The organism is Veillonella caviae (assembly GCF_003992125.1).
Taxonomy (GTDB): Bacteria; Bacillota; Negativicutes; order Veillonellales; family Veillonellaceae; genus Veillonella; species Veillonella caviae.
On the sequence record NZ_RQUY01000024.1, the window covers coordinates 14,575 to 29,652 of the forward strand.

A 15,078-nucleotide genomic window follows, 5' to 3' on the forward strand; every position below is an offset into this window, starting at 1 on the left:
TCTTACTCCAATTCAAAATCTTGCAATGCTTCTACCGTGTAATTTGCATTATCTTTACGACTTGCTACTACGCGCAATACTTCCCGTGCAGTATCAAGGCTTGTTAAACAAGGTGTACCCATTTCTACAGCTAGACGGCGCAATTGGAAACCTTCCCGTTCAGGACGTTTACCAGCTGTCAATGTGTTGAGTACCAAATCAATTTTATCTTGACGAATATGATCAGCACAGTTGTCATCCCCTTCGGAGATTTTGTTAACCACTTTGCAATCTACGCCATGTTCTTTAAAGTATTTACCAGTACCACCTGTAGCTTCGATGTGATAACCTAGGTCGATAAAGCCTTTTGCTAATTGGCTTGCTTCTTCTTTATCCCGATCTGCTACGGTCATAAGGATAGTACCGTCTTCTGGAATACGCATATTCGCACCATTGATAGCTTTGAATAAGGCTTCAGAGTACGTACGTCCAATCCCCATAACTTCACCCGTAGATTTCATTTCAGGTCCAAGAGCAATTTCTACGAGACCCATTTTGGAGAAGGAGAATACTGGTGCTTTTACAGCCACATATGGTTTATTAGGCACTAAACCTAATGGTAAACCAAGATCTGCAAGGCTTTCACCAAGGGCGATACGGGTAGCGCATTCAACCATATTAATACCTGTTACCTTAGAGATGAACGGTACTGTGCGGCTAGAACGAGGGTTTACTTCAATCACATGCAATTCACCATCTGCCACGATGTATTGAATGTTAAGCACACCTTTTACATTAAGCCCAATAGCGATGCGACGTGTGTAATCAACGATTTGGTCAATCAATTCTTGACTCAAATGTTGTGCTGGATATACTGCCATAGAGTCACCAGAGTGAACACCAGCACGCTCGATTTGCTCCATAATACCAGGAATACATACGTCGGTACCATCGGAAATAGCGTCTACCTCTACTTCCATACCTACCATGTAACGGTCGATAAGAACAGGATGCTCTTTAGATGCTACTACAGCTTCTTTCATATATACATCAAGCTCTTTATCGTTATACACGATTTCCATAGCGCGACCACCTAATACATAAGAAGGGCGTACGATTAATGGGTATTTAAGATTTTGAGCGGCTTCCAAAGCTTCTTTATCAGATGTAACGAGAGCCCCTACTGGACGAGGAATACCAAGTTCTGCCAACAGTTCATCAAAACGTTCGCGGTCTTCTGCCATATCGATACTATCTACAGAAGTTCCGAGAATTTTTACGCCCCGCTCAGCCAATGGGCCTGCCAAATTAATGGCTGTTTGGCCACCAAATTGAGCAATAACGCCTGCTGGTTTTTCTTTGTCGATGATTTCCATTACATCATCTACAGTTAATGGTTCAAAGTACAAAGAGTCAGAAATATCAAAATCGGTAGACACTGTTTCAGGGTTATTGTTAATCATAATCGATTGATAACCTGCTTTGCGAAGTGCCCAAGAAGAGTGTACAGAGCAGTAATCAAATTCTACACCTTGGCCGATACGAATTGGACCAGAACCAAGAACGACAACAGATTTTTCACCTAATGGACGCACTTCATCTTCTGTAGCATATGCACTGTAGTAATATGGAGTTTGAGACTCGAACTCAGCAGCACAAGTATCTACGTATTTATAAGTTGGTACAATATTCCATTCTTTGCGTTTTGCTTTTACTTCTTCTGCTGTAGTGTTCGCATAACGAGCGATGACAGAATCGGTGATGGAATAACGTTTTGCTAAACGCACTACATCTTCTGTAAGACCATTAGCAGCTAATTCTTTTTCTACATTGACGATATTTTTGATTTTTTCAATGAAGAATGTATCGATTTTCGTAATGTAATGAATTTTTTCTACGCTAATACCCTTGCGCAATGCTTCGGCTACAACATAGATGCGTTCATCATCTACTAAATGTAAACGCTCAATGAGTTGCTCCATCGATTCATGAGCGATTTTTTTAAGTTCAATATGGTCTAAACCAATTTCAAGAGAGCGGATAGCTTTTAACAAAGAACCTTCCAAAGAACGGTCGATAGCCATAACCTCGCCAGTCGCTTTCATTTGAGTCCCCAATGTACGGTCAGCAAGGTTGAATTTTTCAAATGGCCAACGTGGGAATTTTGTTACCACATAATCGAGGGTAGGTTCAAAACAAGCCTTTGTTTCACCTGTAACAGCATTAGTGATTTGATCCAATGTCATACCTACAGCAATTTTTGCCGCTACTTTCGCAATTGGGTAACCTGTTGCTTTCGACGCCAATGCGGAAGAACGAGATACACGAGGGTTTACTTCGATAACGATATATTCATTGCTGTGTGGATTCAATGCGTATTGAACATTACACCCACCTTCAATTTTAAGGTATCGAATGATATCTACTGACGCAGTGCGAAGCATTTGGTATTGTAAATCATTCAATGTTTGGCTAGGCGCTACAACGATGGAATCGCCTGTATGAACGCCAACAGGGTCGATATTTTCCATATTACATACGATAATGCAGTTATCTGCACTGTCGCGCATCACTTCGTATTCGATTTCTTTCCAACCCGCTACGGAACGTTCTGCCAAGATTTGGTGAATTGGTGAAAGTTTCAAACCACGACGTGTGATTTCATACATTTCATCTTCGTTGTGTGCAATACCACCACCAGTACCACCCAAGGTATAGGCAGGACGAATGATAATAGGATAGCCAATGCGATTAGCAAAAGCTACAGCTTCTTCTAAATCATTAAAGATATCAGATTCAGGAACTGGTTGATTGATTTCCTTCATCGCCTCTTTAAACAATTCACGATCTTCCGCTTGTTTAATAGCCTCTAAAGTAGTACCTAATAGCTGTACACCATATTCTTTCAAAACCCCTGCTTCGGACAATTGTACTGCCATATTAAGGCCTACTTGACCACCAAGAGTTGCTAACAATCCCCAAGGACGTTCTTTTTTTATAACTTCTGTAACGAATTCAAGGCTAATCGGTTCAACATATACGCGATCTGCAATATCTGTGTCCGTCATAATCGTAGCTGGGTTAGAGTTAACCAATACGACTTTATAACCTTCTTCACGAAGGGAACGACATGCTTGTGTACCAGCATAGTCAAACTCGGCTGCTTGGCCGATAATAATTGGACCAGAACCAATTACGAGTACTTTTTTTGCTTCAGTGGTCATTTATTTTCCCTTTCTCATCAATGCTTCAAATTCGTCGAATAAGTATAAATTATCAGTCGGTCCAGGGGACGCTTCTGGATGGTATTGTACAGAGAAGATTGGCAATGTTTTATGACGCATCCCTTCTACAGTGCCATCATTTACACTACGATGTGTCACTTCTACATCATCAGGCAATGTTGTATCATCTACAGCATAGCCGTGGTTTTGAGACGTAATATATACGCGCCCTGTGCGCAAATCTTGTACAGGATGGTTAGAACCACGATGACCAAATTTTAATTTAAAAGTAGAACCGCCATAAGCTTGCGCCAACACTTGGTGACCCATGCAGATGCCGAAAATCGGTTTTTTACCGAACATTTTTTTCACTTCTTCTACTGCATAACCAAGATCTTTAGGATCCCCAGGGCCATTAGACAAGAAAATGCCATCTGGATTCACTGCCAATACATCTTCTGCTTTAGAATCTGCAGGGAATACTGTTAAACGACAACCAGCTGCTTCTAAAGAGCGAAGAATATTTTCTTTTACACCAAAATCCATAACAGCAACATGGAATTCTGCATTTTTATCGCCTCGCATACCTTGCCACTTCGTAGTAACACGCATAACTTGGTCAGTTGGCAAGTCTTGAGCAAATAACTTTTGAATATCTTCCATTGGGTAATCAGCACGTACAAGCACACCTTTCATAACACCATGGTTACGAATACGACGTGTAATAGCGCGAGTATCTACATCATACAAACATGGGATACCATGTAAACGAAGGTATTCACTAAATAAACCTTCATTTTGCCAGTTACTAGGGAAATCGCATAATTCACCAACGATAAAACCTTTACAATACGGTTTAGGCCCTTGGGTAATGGAATTCAAAGTACCATAATTACCAATTAGTGGATATGTTAAGGTAATAATTTGATCTGCATAGGATGGATCAGTCAAAATCTCTTGATACCCTGTCATGCCTGTATTGAATACTACTTCCCCCACTGTTGGGGCGCCTCCTAATAAGGAACCTTCAAATACGGAACCATCTTCTAGTACTAATTTGCCTTTCATCGTAGGACTACGCCCTCCTTCATAACAATCTCACCATCTACTACAGTGAGTTTCGCTTTACCTTTTACAGTCATGCCATCAAATGGACTAACTTTACCTTTTGTGTAGAACTGATTGCGATCTACTGTCCATTCTTCGTCTGTACTAAATACAGTAATATCTGCCGCTTTTCCTACTTCTAGAACACCTGCATCTAACCGCATCAATTCAGCAGGACGAGTACTCATATAATATACTACTTGGTCGATAGACAATTTACCTTCCCCATAGGCATTTGTAATAACACCTGCCAAGGATGTTTCAAGGCCACTAAAGCCATTTGGTGCACAACAGAACTCTTGGTCTTTTTCTTCAAATGCATGTGGTGCGTGGTCTGTGATGATAGCATCGATAGTACCATCCATTAAACCTTCTAATAAGGCTTGTCGATGGTCTTCAGAACGAATTGGCGGTGCCATTTTAAAAGCTGGATTGTAATCCCGCAAATATTCATCAGTAAAAGATAAATGCTGACTCGTTACTTCACAAGTCACATTGAGCCCTTTAGCCTTCGCAGTGCGCACCAAATCCACCGTATTTTTGCTACTTACATGAGCAATATGAATATGACCACCGGTCATTTCAGCCAACATAATATCACGAGCAACGGCCATATCTTCAGCCACTGCTGGTCGGCCAATGACACCCATTTCATAAGATACGATACCTTCGTGCATATGACCGTTTTTCGTTAATGAAATATCTTCTGCATGATCGATAACCATTTTATTAAACATAGACGAATATTCTAAGGCACGTCTCATGAAAGCTGCATTTTCCACATAGTGACCATCATCGGAAAAGGCTACTACACCAGCTTCTGCCATATCGCCTAACTCAGCTAGTTCCTTGCCTTCTAGATTTTTAGACACAGCACCGATAAATTCTACTTTTACAATGCCTGTGAGTTCAGCTTGTTTTTTTAGACCTCTTACCAGTACTGCATTATCTACAACAGGCGTAGTATTCGCCATGGTTACTACACGGGTAAAACCACCAGCTGCAGCCGCTTGTGTACCGGAATGAAAATCTTCTTTTGCTTCTTGTCCAGGTTCACGCAAATGTGTATGAATATCGATGAGTCCTGGCGCTACGATGAGACCTGTCGCATCATACACTTCTGCGCCATCAGCACTAAGATTTTGACCAATAGCAGCAATTTTGCCATTTTCTACTAATACATCTGCAATTTCATGTTGTTGTTTTGCCGGATTGACTACCGTACCACCTTTAATCAGCAAGCTCACTACCGTCACCTCCATGAATTGTTAAGTACAATACTGCCATACGAACAGATACACCATTACGCACCTGCTCTTGAATAACCGATTGATCCCAGTACGCTACATCTGGAGAAATTTCAAGGCCTCTGTTCATCGGACCTGGATGCATGACCATCACATCGTCTTTAGCAAGGCTCAATACATCTTTGTTAATACCAAAAATACGAGCGTATTCACGATTCGTTGGATACAATGCAGAATGAATACGTTCCAATTGGATGCGCAATACGTTTACTACGTCTGCATCTTTTACGGCTTCACGTACATCGTGATGCACAGTAACGCCTAGTTTTTCAAGTTCTGGATAGACCATGGTACGAGGACCTGCCAAATGAACATCAGCGCCCATTTTAGTAAGGCCATAAATATTGGAACGAGCCACACGGCTATGCATAATATCTCCAACGATAACAACTTTTTTGCCTTCCACAGAACCTTTTTGTTCAATAATAGAGAACATATCGAGCAATGCTTGTGTAGGATGCTCATGGGCACCATCACCAGCATTGATGATGATTGGGTCTACTGCTTGAGTGGCATATAAAGGCGCCCCTTCTGCACTATGGCGCATAACAATAGCATCTGTACCCATATAGGATAATGTCAACAATGTATCTCGGAAGCTTTCACCTTTGCCCATAGAAGAACCACTTGGCGTAATATTGATAACATCAGCACCTAAGTATTTACCTGCTAACTCAAAGGAGCTGCGTGTACGTGTACTAGGCTCCATGAATAGGTTGATAATAGCCTTACCTTTTAAATAAGGAATTTTCTTGTCATCCGACAACACAACCTTTTTCATCTTTTTTGCCACATCTAGAATTAATTTGATTTCTTCTGATGTAGCATTCTGCAAACCTAGCAAATGTTTGCCATGTAAGCTCACTTGTCCCATGATTGCCTCCTGTTACTACTTGCAAAAATGTTGCTCAGCTACAAAAAAAGACCTCTTGCCCAAGGCAAAAGGTCGATAGTTTACACAAAGATACCCTTTCGGGCTACTTTAACTATATTCCTTTCTCAGCCTCTCTGGACCAAATTAAAAGGTGTTGTAACATGCAGTGATGTCTCGCACCACTTTGAGCATTTATCTTTATTTATTGTACTGAATCCAACTGTGAAAGTCAATATAGTTTCACTTTCTCCCGTCTATTTTTCTATCATTATCAATTCTATTTTCTAGCCTTTTCAGTTCTGTTTTTCTGGCATTATCGATTGTATTTTCTAGCATTCTCGGTTCTGTTTTTATAGTAATATCTTTATATTGTGGATTTGCTAATGCCTCTGGAACTAATACAAAACGAAATGGCAAATTAGAAGCACCAGCAGGCATAAAACGAATCGTCAATGTATCACCACCATAATAATTCCCCATATATCGTGAATCTTCTATAGTATTATGACCTAATACGCGTAATCCATCTTCGCCACCTATATGATACATAACGGTGTGCCCTTCGTCACGTTGCCATCGTCGTTTCGTCGTAATCGCAAAAGAACCCGAATAAGCGCCACCCATAGGGTTGAAATACAAGCGGAATGGATCTGTTCCTACAGTGGGAATCGTCAATGTATAAGACACACCATAATTACCTACATCTTTTACATATGCTTTGTTATCTAGTTCATCAACGCCTTCAAGAAATGTATCTTCCCTATCATTGCCAATTTCTATATACGCACCACCTAAACTCGTATTATACGCAGGATTAACTAGTAGATGTCGATTAGCACCTGTGAAAGTTCCTCTCAACCGAACTTCATCAATAGGTAGCTGCGATATAGTTTCTGACGCATTAATAGGATCCGTACCCAAAGGTATCATCATAACTTGAGCCATAACAGGTTTATCGCTTTCAAAATCTACAATGCCTGTAAAGAGTTCATCTTTCTGTATCGTTGCATTGTTTAAATCAGGAAACACAATATGTTTACCGCGTTCCTTTATGGAAAAAGAGTATATAGGCTTAGATGGTACAGGTTGTTCTAAATCCTTCTTAGACAAATCTCGACCTGCTGCAAAATAATCATCTGTAGCGATGGATTTAATTTCTCGATATACCTGAACCGTGTTGGAATCAACCGACGTATTTTCTAGGACGATTGCCATTTTTTGCGGCTCTGCCATTTCATTAACATGATAAAAATACACACGCCCTGTTCCATTAATAGTACCAGCGCTTAACACACCACCAGTAGGTCCTACATATTCAGGGCTATCCGATAACAGTAATGTATTTGTTTCAGAAACAACAGCAGTGGGCAATTGTGAAAATTGATGATACTTAATGAAATCAAAATCAATATCCCTCGTGCCTGCGTGAGCACTTAAAACGCCTACTATAGACAATATACAAGTAAAAGTACTTATTTTTTTTAACAACATATAACGCCTCTTTACAAAACATCTATCCATATACAATACATAAAACCATAACCGTTATTACTAATGTTACAGAATTGTAACACCTAGTACCATTCGCAACATATTTACTTGAGAGCCGACGAATTATATTTCTTCTAACGCTATTAGCTCATATTTTCTCTAACTCCGCAGGATTATATCTCCTCTAGCGCCAATGGATCATAGGTCAATGCAAGGGCTTCAATTTTTTTCAATCGATGTCCAATGCCTGATTTAGACAATGTACCATCCATTAATTCTTCTAATTCTTTTAAACTAGCTTCTGGATTATCCCAACGCAGTTTTGCCACTAATCTAAGTTTTGGTGGCAACTCATCAATCCCAATATGTTCATCTAATATGCGAATAGCTTTGACTTGACGTACTGCAGCATCTACAGTTTTTTGTAAATTTGCAGTTTCACAATTCACTTGACGGTTAATTTGATTTCGCACAGTTTTCATAATACGCACATTTTCAAATTCCATAAGAGCCGACTGAGCTCCCATGATTTGAAGACAATTCGTCACTGCATCTCCTTCTTTGAGGTATACCACGTATTCCTCTTTGCGTTCTGTTAAACCACCATGGATATGAAATAATTTGAGAACATATATAATTTCACGAGCGAAATTTTCATTGCCCGTCATAAATTCTAAATGGTAATCGCTTTGTGGTTTATTAACGGAACCACCGCCTAGAAAAGCGCCACGTAAAAAGGCACGTCGCGCCTCCATAGATGACAGCCAAGTTCGTGGCAACTGTTCTGTTACAGGCCATAATGCTAAATCTTCTAATGCTTTGCGGCTATCTTGTGATGGATCTACCGACAAAGTGTACATATTCTTTTTCCGTAAATTCAACCCTTGTCGTACCATCACATGAGTAGGCAACTCGTACTGTTTTTTTAAAATGCCCAACAAACGACGAGCTACCGCATTATTCGCTGTAGCCAATCGAATTCCAATATCGCCATTCATGCCAAGTAATAACGAGCCACCCATGCGCAACAAACAAGATGCTTCTATTTTCATCGCCAAATCAGCATCTGTTTCTGGCTCATAGCCGCATAATTCATTTTTCACGTCTTCTGCAAATGACATAGATGCCTCCTTTCCTAACATTACTCTATCGTACAGGAGCAAATGACATAATGCCCACTTTCATACCATTACTCTATCGTACATTACATACTCTTTTTACCATAGGTGCTGCATGCTCATACGACATTACCCTTACTCTAATACATCTATGCAATCATTCTATTAGTGGTCACTACGTTGTAAGTAATATTCTAGTACCCTCGGTTCCATATCTGTTTTCATAGCATATACGATATCCATCAGAACCTTACCTAAACGATCAGGATCGTGAATAGCTGGTTTATCTGCACTAATCAAAGTAGCTCGTACCGTGCGAATGCCCATTTCTTTTAACCGTTTTGAGTCTATGACTACCGGTTCAGAACCGACAGCGCTATACTGCTCTACCATTTGAATCGGCAGTGGCCCATCATTAGCAAGCACGGTGTCGATGATGCCTACACCACTGTGATCAATAATAGCCTGTACATGGTCTGCCAAGGAGTATCCCGATGTTTCCCCTGGTTGCGTCATGACATTAGCAATATAGATTTTATTTGCCTTACTAGCCCGAACATGGTCAGCAATTTTATCGGTTAATAGATTAGGAATGATACTCGTGTATAAACTGCCAGGACCGAGAATAATGACGTCTGCTTCATCGATAGCTTGCAACGCCGCCCCTTCTGGCTTAGGATTAGTAGGCGTACTAAATACACGACGAATCGGTTTACCACTGTGAGGAATATTGCTTTCACCATCAACGATGGATCCATCCATCATTTCCGCACTAAGTTTAATGAGCTCCGTAGAGGATGGAATAACACGACCTCGTACACGCAAGAGTTTACTGGCTGCTTCGAGGGCTTCCTCAACATCTCCATCATAAACCTGTGCCAAAGCAGTAATAAAAAGATTGCCAAAGCTATGTCCAGACAATTCATTATTCCCTTCAAATCGATAACGGAATAGATTTTCCATAACCCCTTCTTGTTCAGCCAAAGCCACAAGACAGTTGCGCAAATCACCAGGTGCAATCATTTGGAAATCTTTACGCAAACGACCAGACGAACCTCCGTCATCGGCAACCGTTACGATAGCGGACAAATTAGATGTGTGCGCTTTCAAACCACGCAGCAAATTGGACAGTCCTGTACCGCCACCAATAACGACGATTTTAGGACCTTTATCGAGGCGAATATTTTGAAATATAATATCCGACACCTTGCTAGATGGATCTGGTAACACAGCGCGCATAACGGTTTTTATAACCTTGCTTGTACCGACGAGCATAAATATAACGCCCCCAATGATAAGCACAAGGCCTACCATAATGAGTACATTATAATTGTAAAAACCCGTTAATGTATAAGAATAGGAAAGTACAATATCTTCGATAATGGATAGCCATTGATAGTTAAACATCAAAGATATGCCTATAATTAATAGCCCAACACCTAGACTAAATAAGGTGAGCCATCGTTTTATATTAAGGCCCGGTATTAACCACCGAAACCAACGTTTTCGTAACATAATAACCCCTTATTAATCACATGTTGAAATCACTTGATGTGGATTAAAATCTTCTTCTACATTATTTTTCATCATATCTCTATGCTCTACAGATACATGATATCCTTTTTCCAATAAATGAGCATATAAAGCCTCTGCCATAGCTACAGATCTATGCATCCCTCCAGTACAACCTACAGCAATGATAAATTGAGATTTGCCTTCTTGCTCATAATTGGGCAAGAGGAAGTCGACGGTATCAAAATAACGCTTTTTGAATTCTTCCGTCACTTCAAAGGAATGAATATATTCATTAACAGCCTTCACGCGCCCTGTTTTATGACGATATTCAGGGATATAAAATGGATTCGGCAAGAATCGTACATCCCATACCATATCGGCATCTAATGGTAAACCATATTTAAATCCAAAACTCACAACGGTAATCGCCATACCTTTATTTTCACCAACTTGAGCAAAACGCGTTTTTAAATATTCCTTCAAAGATGCGGTTTTCATATTCGTTGTGTCAATAATGAAATCTGCTTTATGACGTACTGAGTTAAGTATTTGGCGTTCTTTTTGAAGCCCTGTTATAATACGACCATCTGGTGCCAATGGATGACTGCGACGCGTTTCCTTGTAACGGCGAATCAATGTTTCATCTGTAGCATCCATAAATACGATTTCATAATCTACCTTCATCTCTTTCAAACTGTCGAGAGATGTGGACAAGGCCTCAAAAAACTCACCACCCCGAATGTCTACAACAAGAGCTACACGATTGGTACGTTCCCCACCTTGACGACAAATTTCACTCAATTTAGGGATCAATACAGGTGGTATATTATCTACACAAAGATACCCCATATCCTCAAGGGCTTGTAATACTTGTGTTTTACCTGCACCGGACATACCGGTTACGATTAATAAACGAAAGGCTTCCATATATCTACTCCTTTATAACTTCAAAGATAGACATTACTTACAATAAATTTTCCTCAATCCACCGTGCCACGCCATCTTCATCATGATGACCACATATTTCACGAGCAATGGATTTTACATGAATCGTAGCATTCTCAACGGCTACAGAATAACCAGTCGTAGATAGCATAGAGATATCATTTTCTGCATTTCCAAAGGAAATAACATCCGTCATACAAACATCGAAACGTTCACTGAGATTCTCTAGTGCTCTTCCTTTTGACACTCCTTGAGGGATTATTTCAAGAAAATCATTTTGGCTACGCACTAATGTTAGTTTATCCCCCACCAAAGGGGCAAGCAATCCAATAATAGTATCAATTTCACTTTTAGAACCAATAGCAATCAATTTATTTGGCTCTTTTGGATATGTATATAACGCATCACCTAAAAACTCCGGTACTGCACCAGTTTGACGTTCATAATGGTCAGTTTGCCAATTTTTATGATGACATAATAATTGATCATCTACATAACTTTGCACGTGAAAGTCATGCTGTTTAGCAATGTTAAAAATACGATGTACACTATCAATAGGCACTGTACGTTCAAACAATTTACGTCCCGTTTCTAACTCTTGAATAAGACCACCGGAAAATAAAATCATTGGCACATTACCTAATTGTAATGCCATTCCAATAGGTTTAGCCGTCTGATACATACGACCAGTAGCTATGGTTATACGGATTCCTTTATTCTCTAATTTCTTTAATATATCTATAGTATAGTCCGATACTGTATTATCACTACGCAACAAAGTTTCATCGCAATCGATGGCAACCATCTTAATATGAGAAAAGGAAGGATTCATCTATACGCCTCCTGTAAGAAAACAACTATATTTAACCATTATACCATTTTCTACATACAAATAGGACTAGGCAAAGCCTAGTCCTATAAAGTTTAATGTAATGATTTTACAGTAGAAACATACTGTAATAAATTGTTATCAATGTTACTACAAAGTAATCTAAAACCTTGATTCTCATAAAAAATCCGTAACTTTTCTTGGTTTTCACATTCAACCAATATAATTCGTCCACCAATCTTAAGATAAACATCGTAGATAACAGCAATCGCAAGAGTCATCAAATCAGACCCAGAAATTCGCTCCGAAACGGCACAATTCCGACCTAACTGACCTATTAAATAAGTAATTGCTTCTTCTCTATCAATATACCCAGTTATAGTTTTTCGAAAAGATTTACTTATATCAATAGGTATAGCTAAATGCTTCAACGCAACAGTAAAATATCCTAGTAAACTTGGCAATTGAAATGTATCAGAAAAAACTAAATACGTTCTAGCAAAATGTTTCCGCTCAAAATCTATTGCCTTCTCCTTAAGAAATGACTCCACTTCTAAATTTAATGGACAAGAAAACGTCTTTAATAGTTCTTGTATATCAGTAGAGTCATCAATATAATCATATAAACTTACTGTGATGTATCCCATAATTATATCACCGTTTCAATATAATTTTTTTAAACTCCTGCGCTTCTTGATGATTTAAAAACTTACTAGCTTTGATAATATCCCAATTCAAATGCATTTTATGAGATTCAGAAAAAACGTCTTTCCATACAGGCTCTTGTTCTTTTGTGATTTTCAACGGTCCAAAAAAGCTCGATGTAGCCATATATTTACCTCCTTAATAACTTCAATACAAACTCCGCTAATCTCGCATATCACCAACTATAAGTTATTATTGTTTCCACTATTAAAACCCGTTTTATAAGACTCTGCATTTAAATTATATACTACAAATAAAATATTCGTCTATAGGAAAACAGTCTTTATAATTTACGTCCACATAACAAAAGAGACCCCTTTCGGAGTCTCTTTCATATAGTTAACTATCAAATTAGAATTTGTAGTTAAGTTCTGCACGGTAGAAGTCACCGTATTCGTAACCAGCTTGGTCTTTCCAGTCGAAACCGTAGTATGCAGACAAACCAACATTGGATTGTAATGCATAGTCAACAGTTGCCATCCAACCTTTAGCATCTTGAGTGTAGAAATGATTCCAAGTGGAGTCTACAATTGGTGCATTTTCTTTTTGGTTGAAGTATTGAGCTTTCACACCCCAAGTACCTTGTTTTTTGATATCATAGTTACCGTAACCAAGACCTGCTACCCATGCAGTGGAGTTTTCTACGCTAGAAGCTTTCAACCATTCGCCACCAACCCAAACTTTATCGAAGTTGATGTCAGTATTGAAACCGTAGATATTTCTGTAAGTATTAGCAACTTTTTTATCTTGGTTAACACGATCATAGAAACCACCTAAATTTACGTGGTTGCCAATTTTACCATTCAAGCCGATTACTGTATTAGTTACATTTTCATCTTTAGTCAATGCATCAGTCGTAGCACCTGCAACAATGTTACCATTGTCACCAGATACTAAGTAACCGTAAGCTGCTTGGAATTGAACTTTGTCGTTACCAGCGTTGAATTGAGCACCATCGAAAGTACCATCAAACATGTAACCGCCACCGATTACTTGACCGAAACGACCTGCTTTAACAGATACGCGTTCGCCAAATTTGTGGTTTACATATGCGCGATCGATAGATGCATCAGCATTTCCATGATCAGTGGAGTCACCTAATTCAAAGCTACCAGAAGTTAAACGAACTACTGCATCAGTACGGTCGTTCACTTTAGCATTGAATTGTACACGAGCACGTGCATCAAATTTGGATTTAGCATCTTCAGCATCAAGGTAACGTAAACGTGCATCACCAGTAACTTTAACATTACCAACGCGGTCTTCCAAACGAGCTACACGAACGCCCAAGTTGTTCAATTCGTTGGAGAATTCATCTGCCAAACGGTTGATCATAGCTTGTTGTTCAGCGTTAGCGCGGTCTTGGTTAGCCATAGCTTTAGCTACCATTTGAGCCATTTCGTAACGAGTGATGTTGTTTTGGCCTTTGAAAGTGCCATCTGGATAACCATTAACGATACCAGTTGCTGCCAATTGAGAAACTGCTTGGTATGCCCAGCTATCTGGAGTTACGTCGGAGAATGGGTTAGCTGCGAATGCAGTAGTTACACCCAAAACTGCTGTTGCTGCAAAAATTGCTGCGAATTGTTTTTTCATAGTTGAATTCCTTCTTTCTGAAAAATACGAGAATAAATTGTGTACAAGTTGCAATTCACAATTCATCCTGATTTCAAAATTTAGAATTCTCTTGGGAGTGTCCATGTTTCCTCGCCATAATTCTTCATTTCAATTTCAGTATGTGTTGCTTACCGCTCCTTGTATGGTGATAGTAGCATGAACATCCTTTGCTGTAAACCATTTTTTCTCATTTACATTCTCATTATCAAACTTTTAAAAATACAAATGCTCATAAACCTACTTAGTATCTTAATTATTTAACCCCTAATTTTTTTTAAATTTTACGGAATTTTATAATTTAATTTATATATTGATAATTATTCTCTCTTCTTTTATTTAATATTTCTAATAAAAAAGACTTTCATTT

12 protein-coding genes are annotated in these 15,078 nt (G+C 39.2%); all 12 read right to left on the bottom strand.

Features of this window, described 5'->3' with window-relative positions:
- Window positions 1–2 precede the first annotated feature (2 nt).
- Window positions 3–3,203, bottom strand: a complete 3,201-nt coding sequence (gene carB / locus EO120_RS08025) for a carbamoyl-phosphate synthase large subunit (protein ID WP_127134963.1) — start codon at window positions 3,201–3,203, stop codon at window positions 3–5.
- Complete coding sequence (gene carA / locus EO120_RS08030; RefSeq protein WP_127134964.1) at window positions 3,204–4,271, bottom strand: glutamine-hydrolyzing carbamoyl-phosphate synthase small subunit; 1,068 nt, start codon at window positions 4,269–4,271, stop codon at window positions 3,204–3,206.
- Complete coding sequence (locus tag EO120_RS08035; RefSeq protein ID WP_127134965.1) at window positions 4,268–5,557, bottom strand: dihydroorotase; 1,290 nt, start codon at window positions 5,555–5,557, stop codon at window positions 4,268–4,270. The genes carA and EO120_RS08035 overlap by 4 nt, the downstream gene beginning before the upstream one ends.
- Window positions 5,541–6,491 carry an aspartate carbamoyltransferase catalytic subunit gene (locus EO120_RS08040; RefSeq protein WP_127134966.1) on the bottom strand — a complete coding sequence of 317 codons (951 nt, stop codon included), beginning with the start codon at window positions 6,489–6,491 and terminating at the stop codon, window positions 5,541–5,543. The genes EO120_RS08035 and EO120_RS08040 overlap by 17 nt, the downstream gene beginning before the upstream one ends.
- 240 nt (window positions 6,492–6,731) lie before the next feature.
- On the bottom strand, window positions 6,732–7,982 hold the full coding sequence (locus EO120_RS08045) for a hypothetical protein (protein ID WP_127134967.1): 1,251 nt from the start codon (window positions 7,980–7,982) through the stop codon (window positions 6,732–6,734).
- A gap of 173 nt (window positions 7,983–8,155) precedes the next feature.
- A complete protein-coding gene (gene whiA, locus EO120_RS08050; protein WP_127134968.1) occupies window positions 8,156–9,103 on the bottom strand; it encodes a DNA-binding protein WhiA in 948 nt (315 codons plus the stop codon).
- Window positions 9,104–9,265: 162 nt separating this feature from the next.
- The gene (yvcK, locus tag EO120_RS08055) at window positions 9,266–10,615 is read right to left on the bottom strand and encodes a uridine diphosphate-N-acetylglucosamine-binding protein YvcK (protein ID WP_127134969.1); all 1,350 of its coding nucleotides are present in this window, start codon (window positions 10,613–10,615) and stop codon (window positions 9,266–9,268) included.
- A gap of 12 nt (window positions 10,616–10,627) precedes the next feature.
- Window positions 10,628–11,542, bottom strand: a complete 915-nt coding sequence (gene rapZ / locus EO120_RS08060) for an RNase adapter RapZ (RefSeq protein WP_127134970.1) — start codon at window positions 11,540–11,542, stop codon at window positions 10,628–10,630.
- A gap of 37 nt (window positions 11,543–11,579) precedes the next feature.
- Entirely contained in the window at window positions 11,580–12,392 is an 813-nt protein-coding gene (locus tag EO120_RS08065) for a Cof-type HAD-IIB family hydrolase (RefSeq protein ID WP_127134971.1), read from the bottom strand.
- Window positions 12,393–12,484: 92 nt separating this feature from the next.
- Window positions 12,485–13,036 (bottom strand): hypothetical protein, encoded by a 552-nt coding sequence (locus tag EO120_RS08070; protein WP_127134972.1) that lies wholly within the window; start codon window positions 13,034–13,036, stop codon window positions 12,485–12,487.
- 7 nt (window positions 13,037–13,043) lie between these two features.
- Window positions 13,044–13,220, bottom strand: a complete 177-nt coding sequence (locus EO120_RS09195; protein WP_164725738.1) for a hypothetical protein — start codon at window positions 13,218–13,220, stop codon at window positions 13,044–13,046.
- Window positions 13,221–13,445: 225 nt separating this feature from the next.
- Entirely contained in the window at window positions 13,446–14,690 is a 1,245-nt protein-coding gene (locus EO120_RS08075) for a putative porin (protein WP_127134973.1), read from the bottom strand.
- Between the last annotated feature and the right edge of the window lie 388 nt (window positions 14,691–15,078).

What these genes read in the sequence shown, in the direction of transcription:
- carB (WP_127134963.1), bottom strand. Translation starts at nt 3,203, where the DNA reads ATGACCACTGAAGCAAAAAAAGTACTCGTAATTGGTTCTGGTCCAATT.
- carA (WP_127134964.1), bottom strand. Translation starts at nt 4,271, where the DNA reads ATGAAAGGCAAATTAGTACTAGAAGATGGTTCCGTATTTGAAGGTTCC.
- EO120_RS08040 (WP_127134966.1), bottom strand. Translation starts at nt 6,491, where the DNA reads ATGGGACAAGTGAGCTTACATGGCAAACATTTGCTAGGTTTGCAGAAT.
- EO120_RS08045 (WP_127134967.1), bottom strand. Translation starts at nt 7,982, where the DNA reads ATGTTGTTAAAAAAAATAAGTACTTTTACTTGTATATTGTCTATAGTA.
- whiA (WP_127134968.1), bottom strand. Translation starts at nt 9,103, where the DNA reads ATGTCATTTGCAGAAGACGTGAAAAATGAATTATGCGGCTATGAGCCA.
- yvcK (WP_127134969.1), bottom strand. Translation starts at nt 10,615, where the DNA reads ATGTTACGAAAACGTTGGTTTCGGTGGTTAATACCGGGCCTTAATATA.
- rapZ (WP_127134970.1), bottom strand. Translation starts at nt 11,542, where the DNA reads ATGGAAGCCTTTCGTTTATTAATCGTAACCGGTATGTCCGGTGCAGGT.
- EO120_RS08065 (WP_127134971.1), bottom strand. Translation starts at nt 12,392, where the DNA reads ATGAATCCTTCCTTTTCTCATATTAAGATGGTTGCCATCGATTGCGAT.
- EO120_RS08070 (WP_127134972.1), bottom strand. Translation starts at nt 13,036, where the DNA reads ATGGGATACATCACAGTAAGTTTATATGATTATATTGATGACTCTACT.
- EO120_RS09195 (WP_164725738.1), bottom strand. Translation starts at nt 13,220, where the DNA reads ATGGCTACATCGAGCTTTTTTGGACCGTTGAAAATCACAAAAGAACAA.
- EO120_RS08075 (WP_127134973.1), bottom strand. Translation starts at nt 14,690, where the DNA reads ATGAAAAAACAATTCGCAGCAATTTTTGCAGCAACAGCAGTTTTGGGT.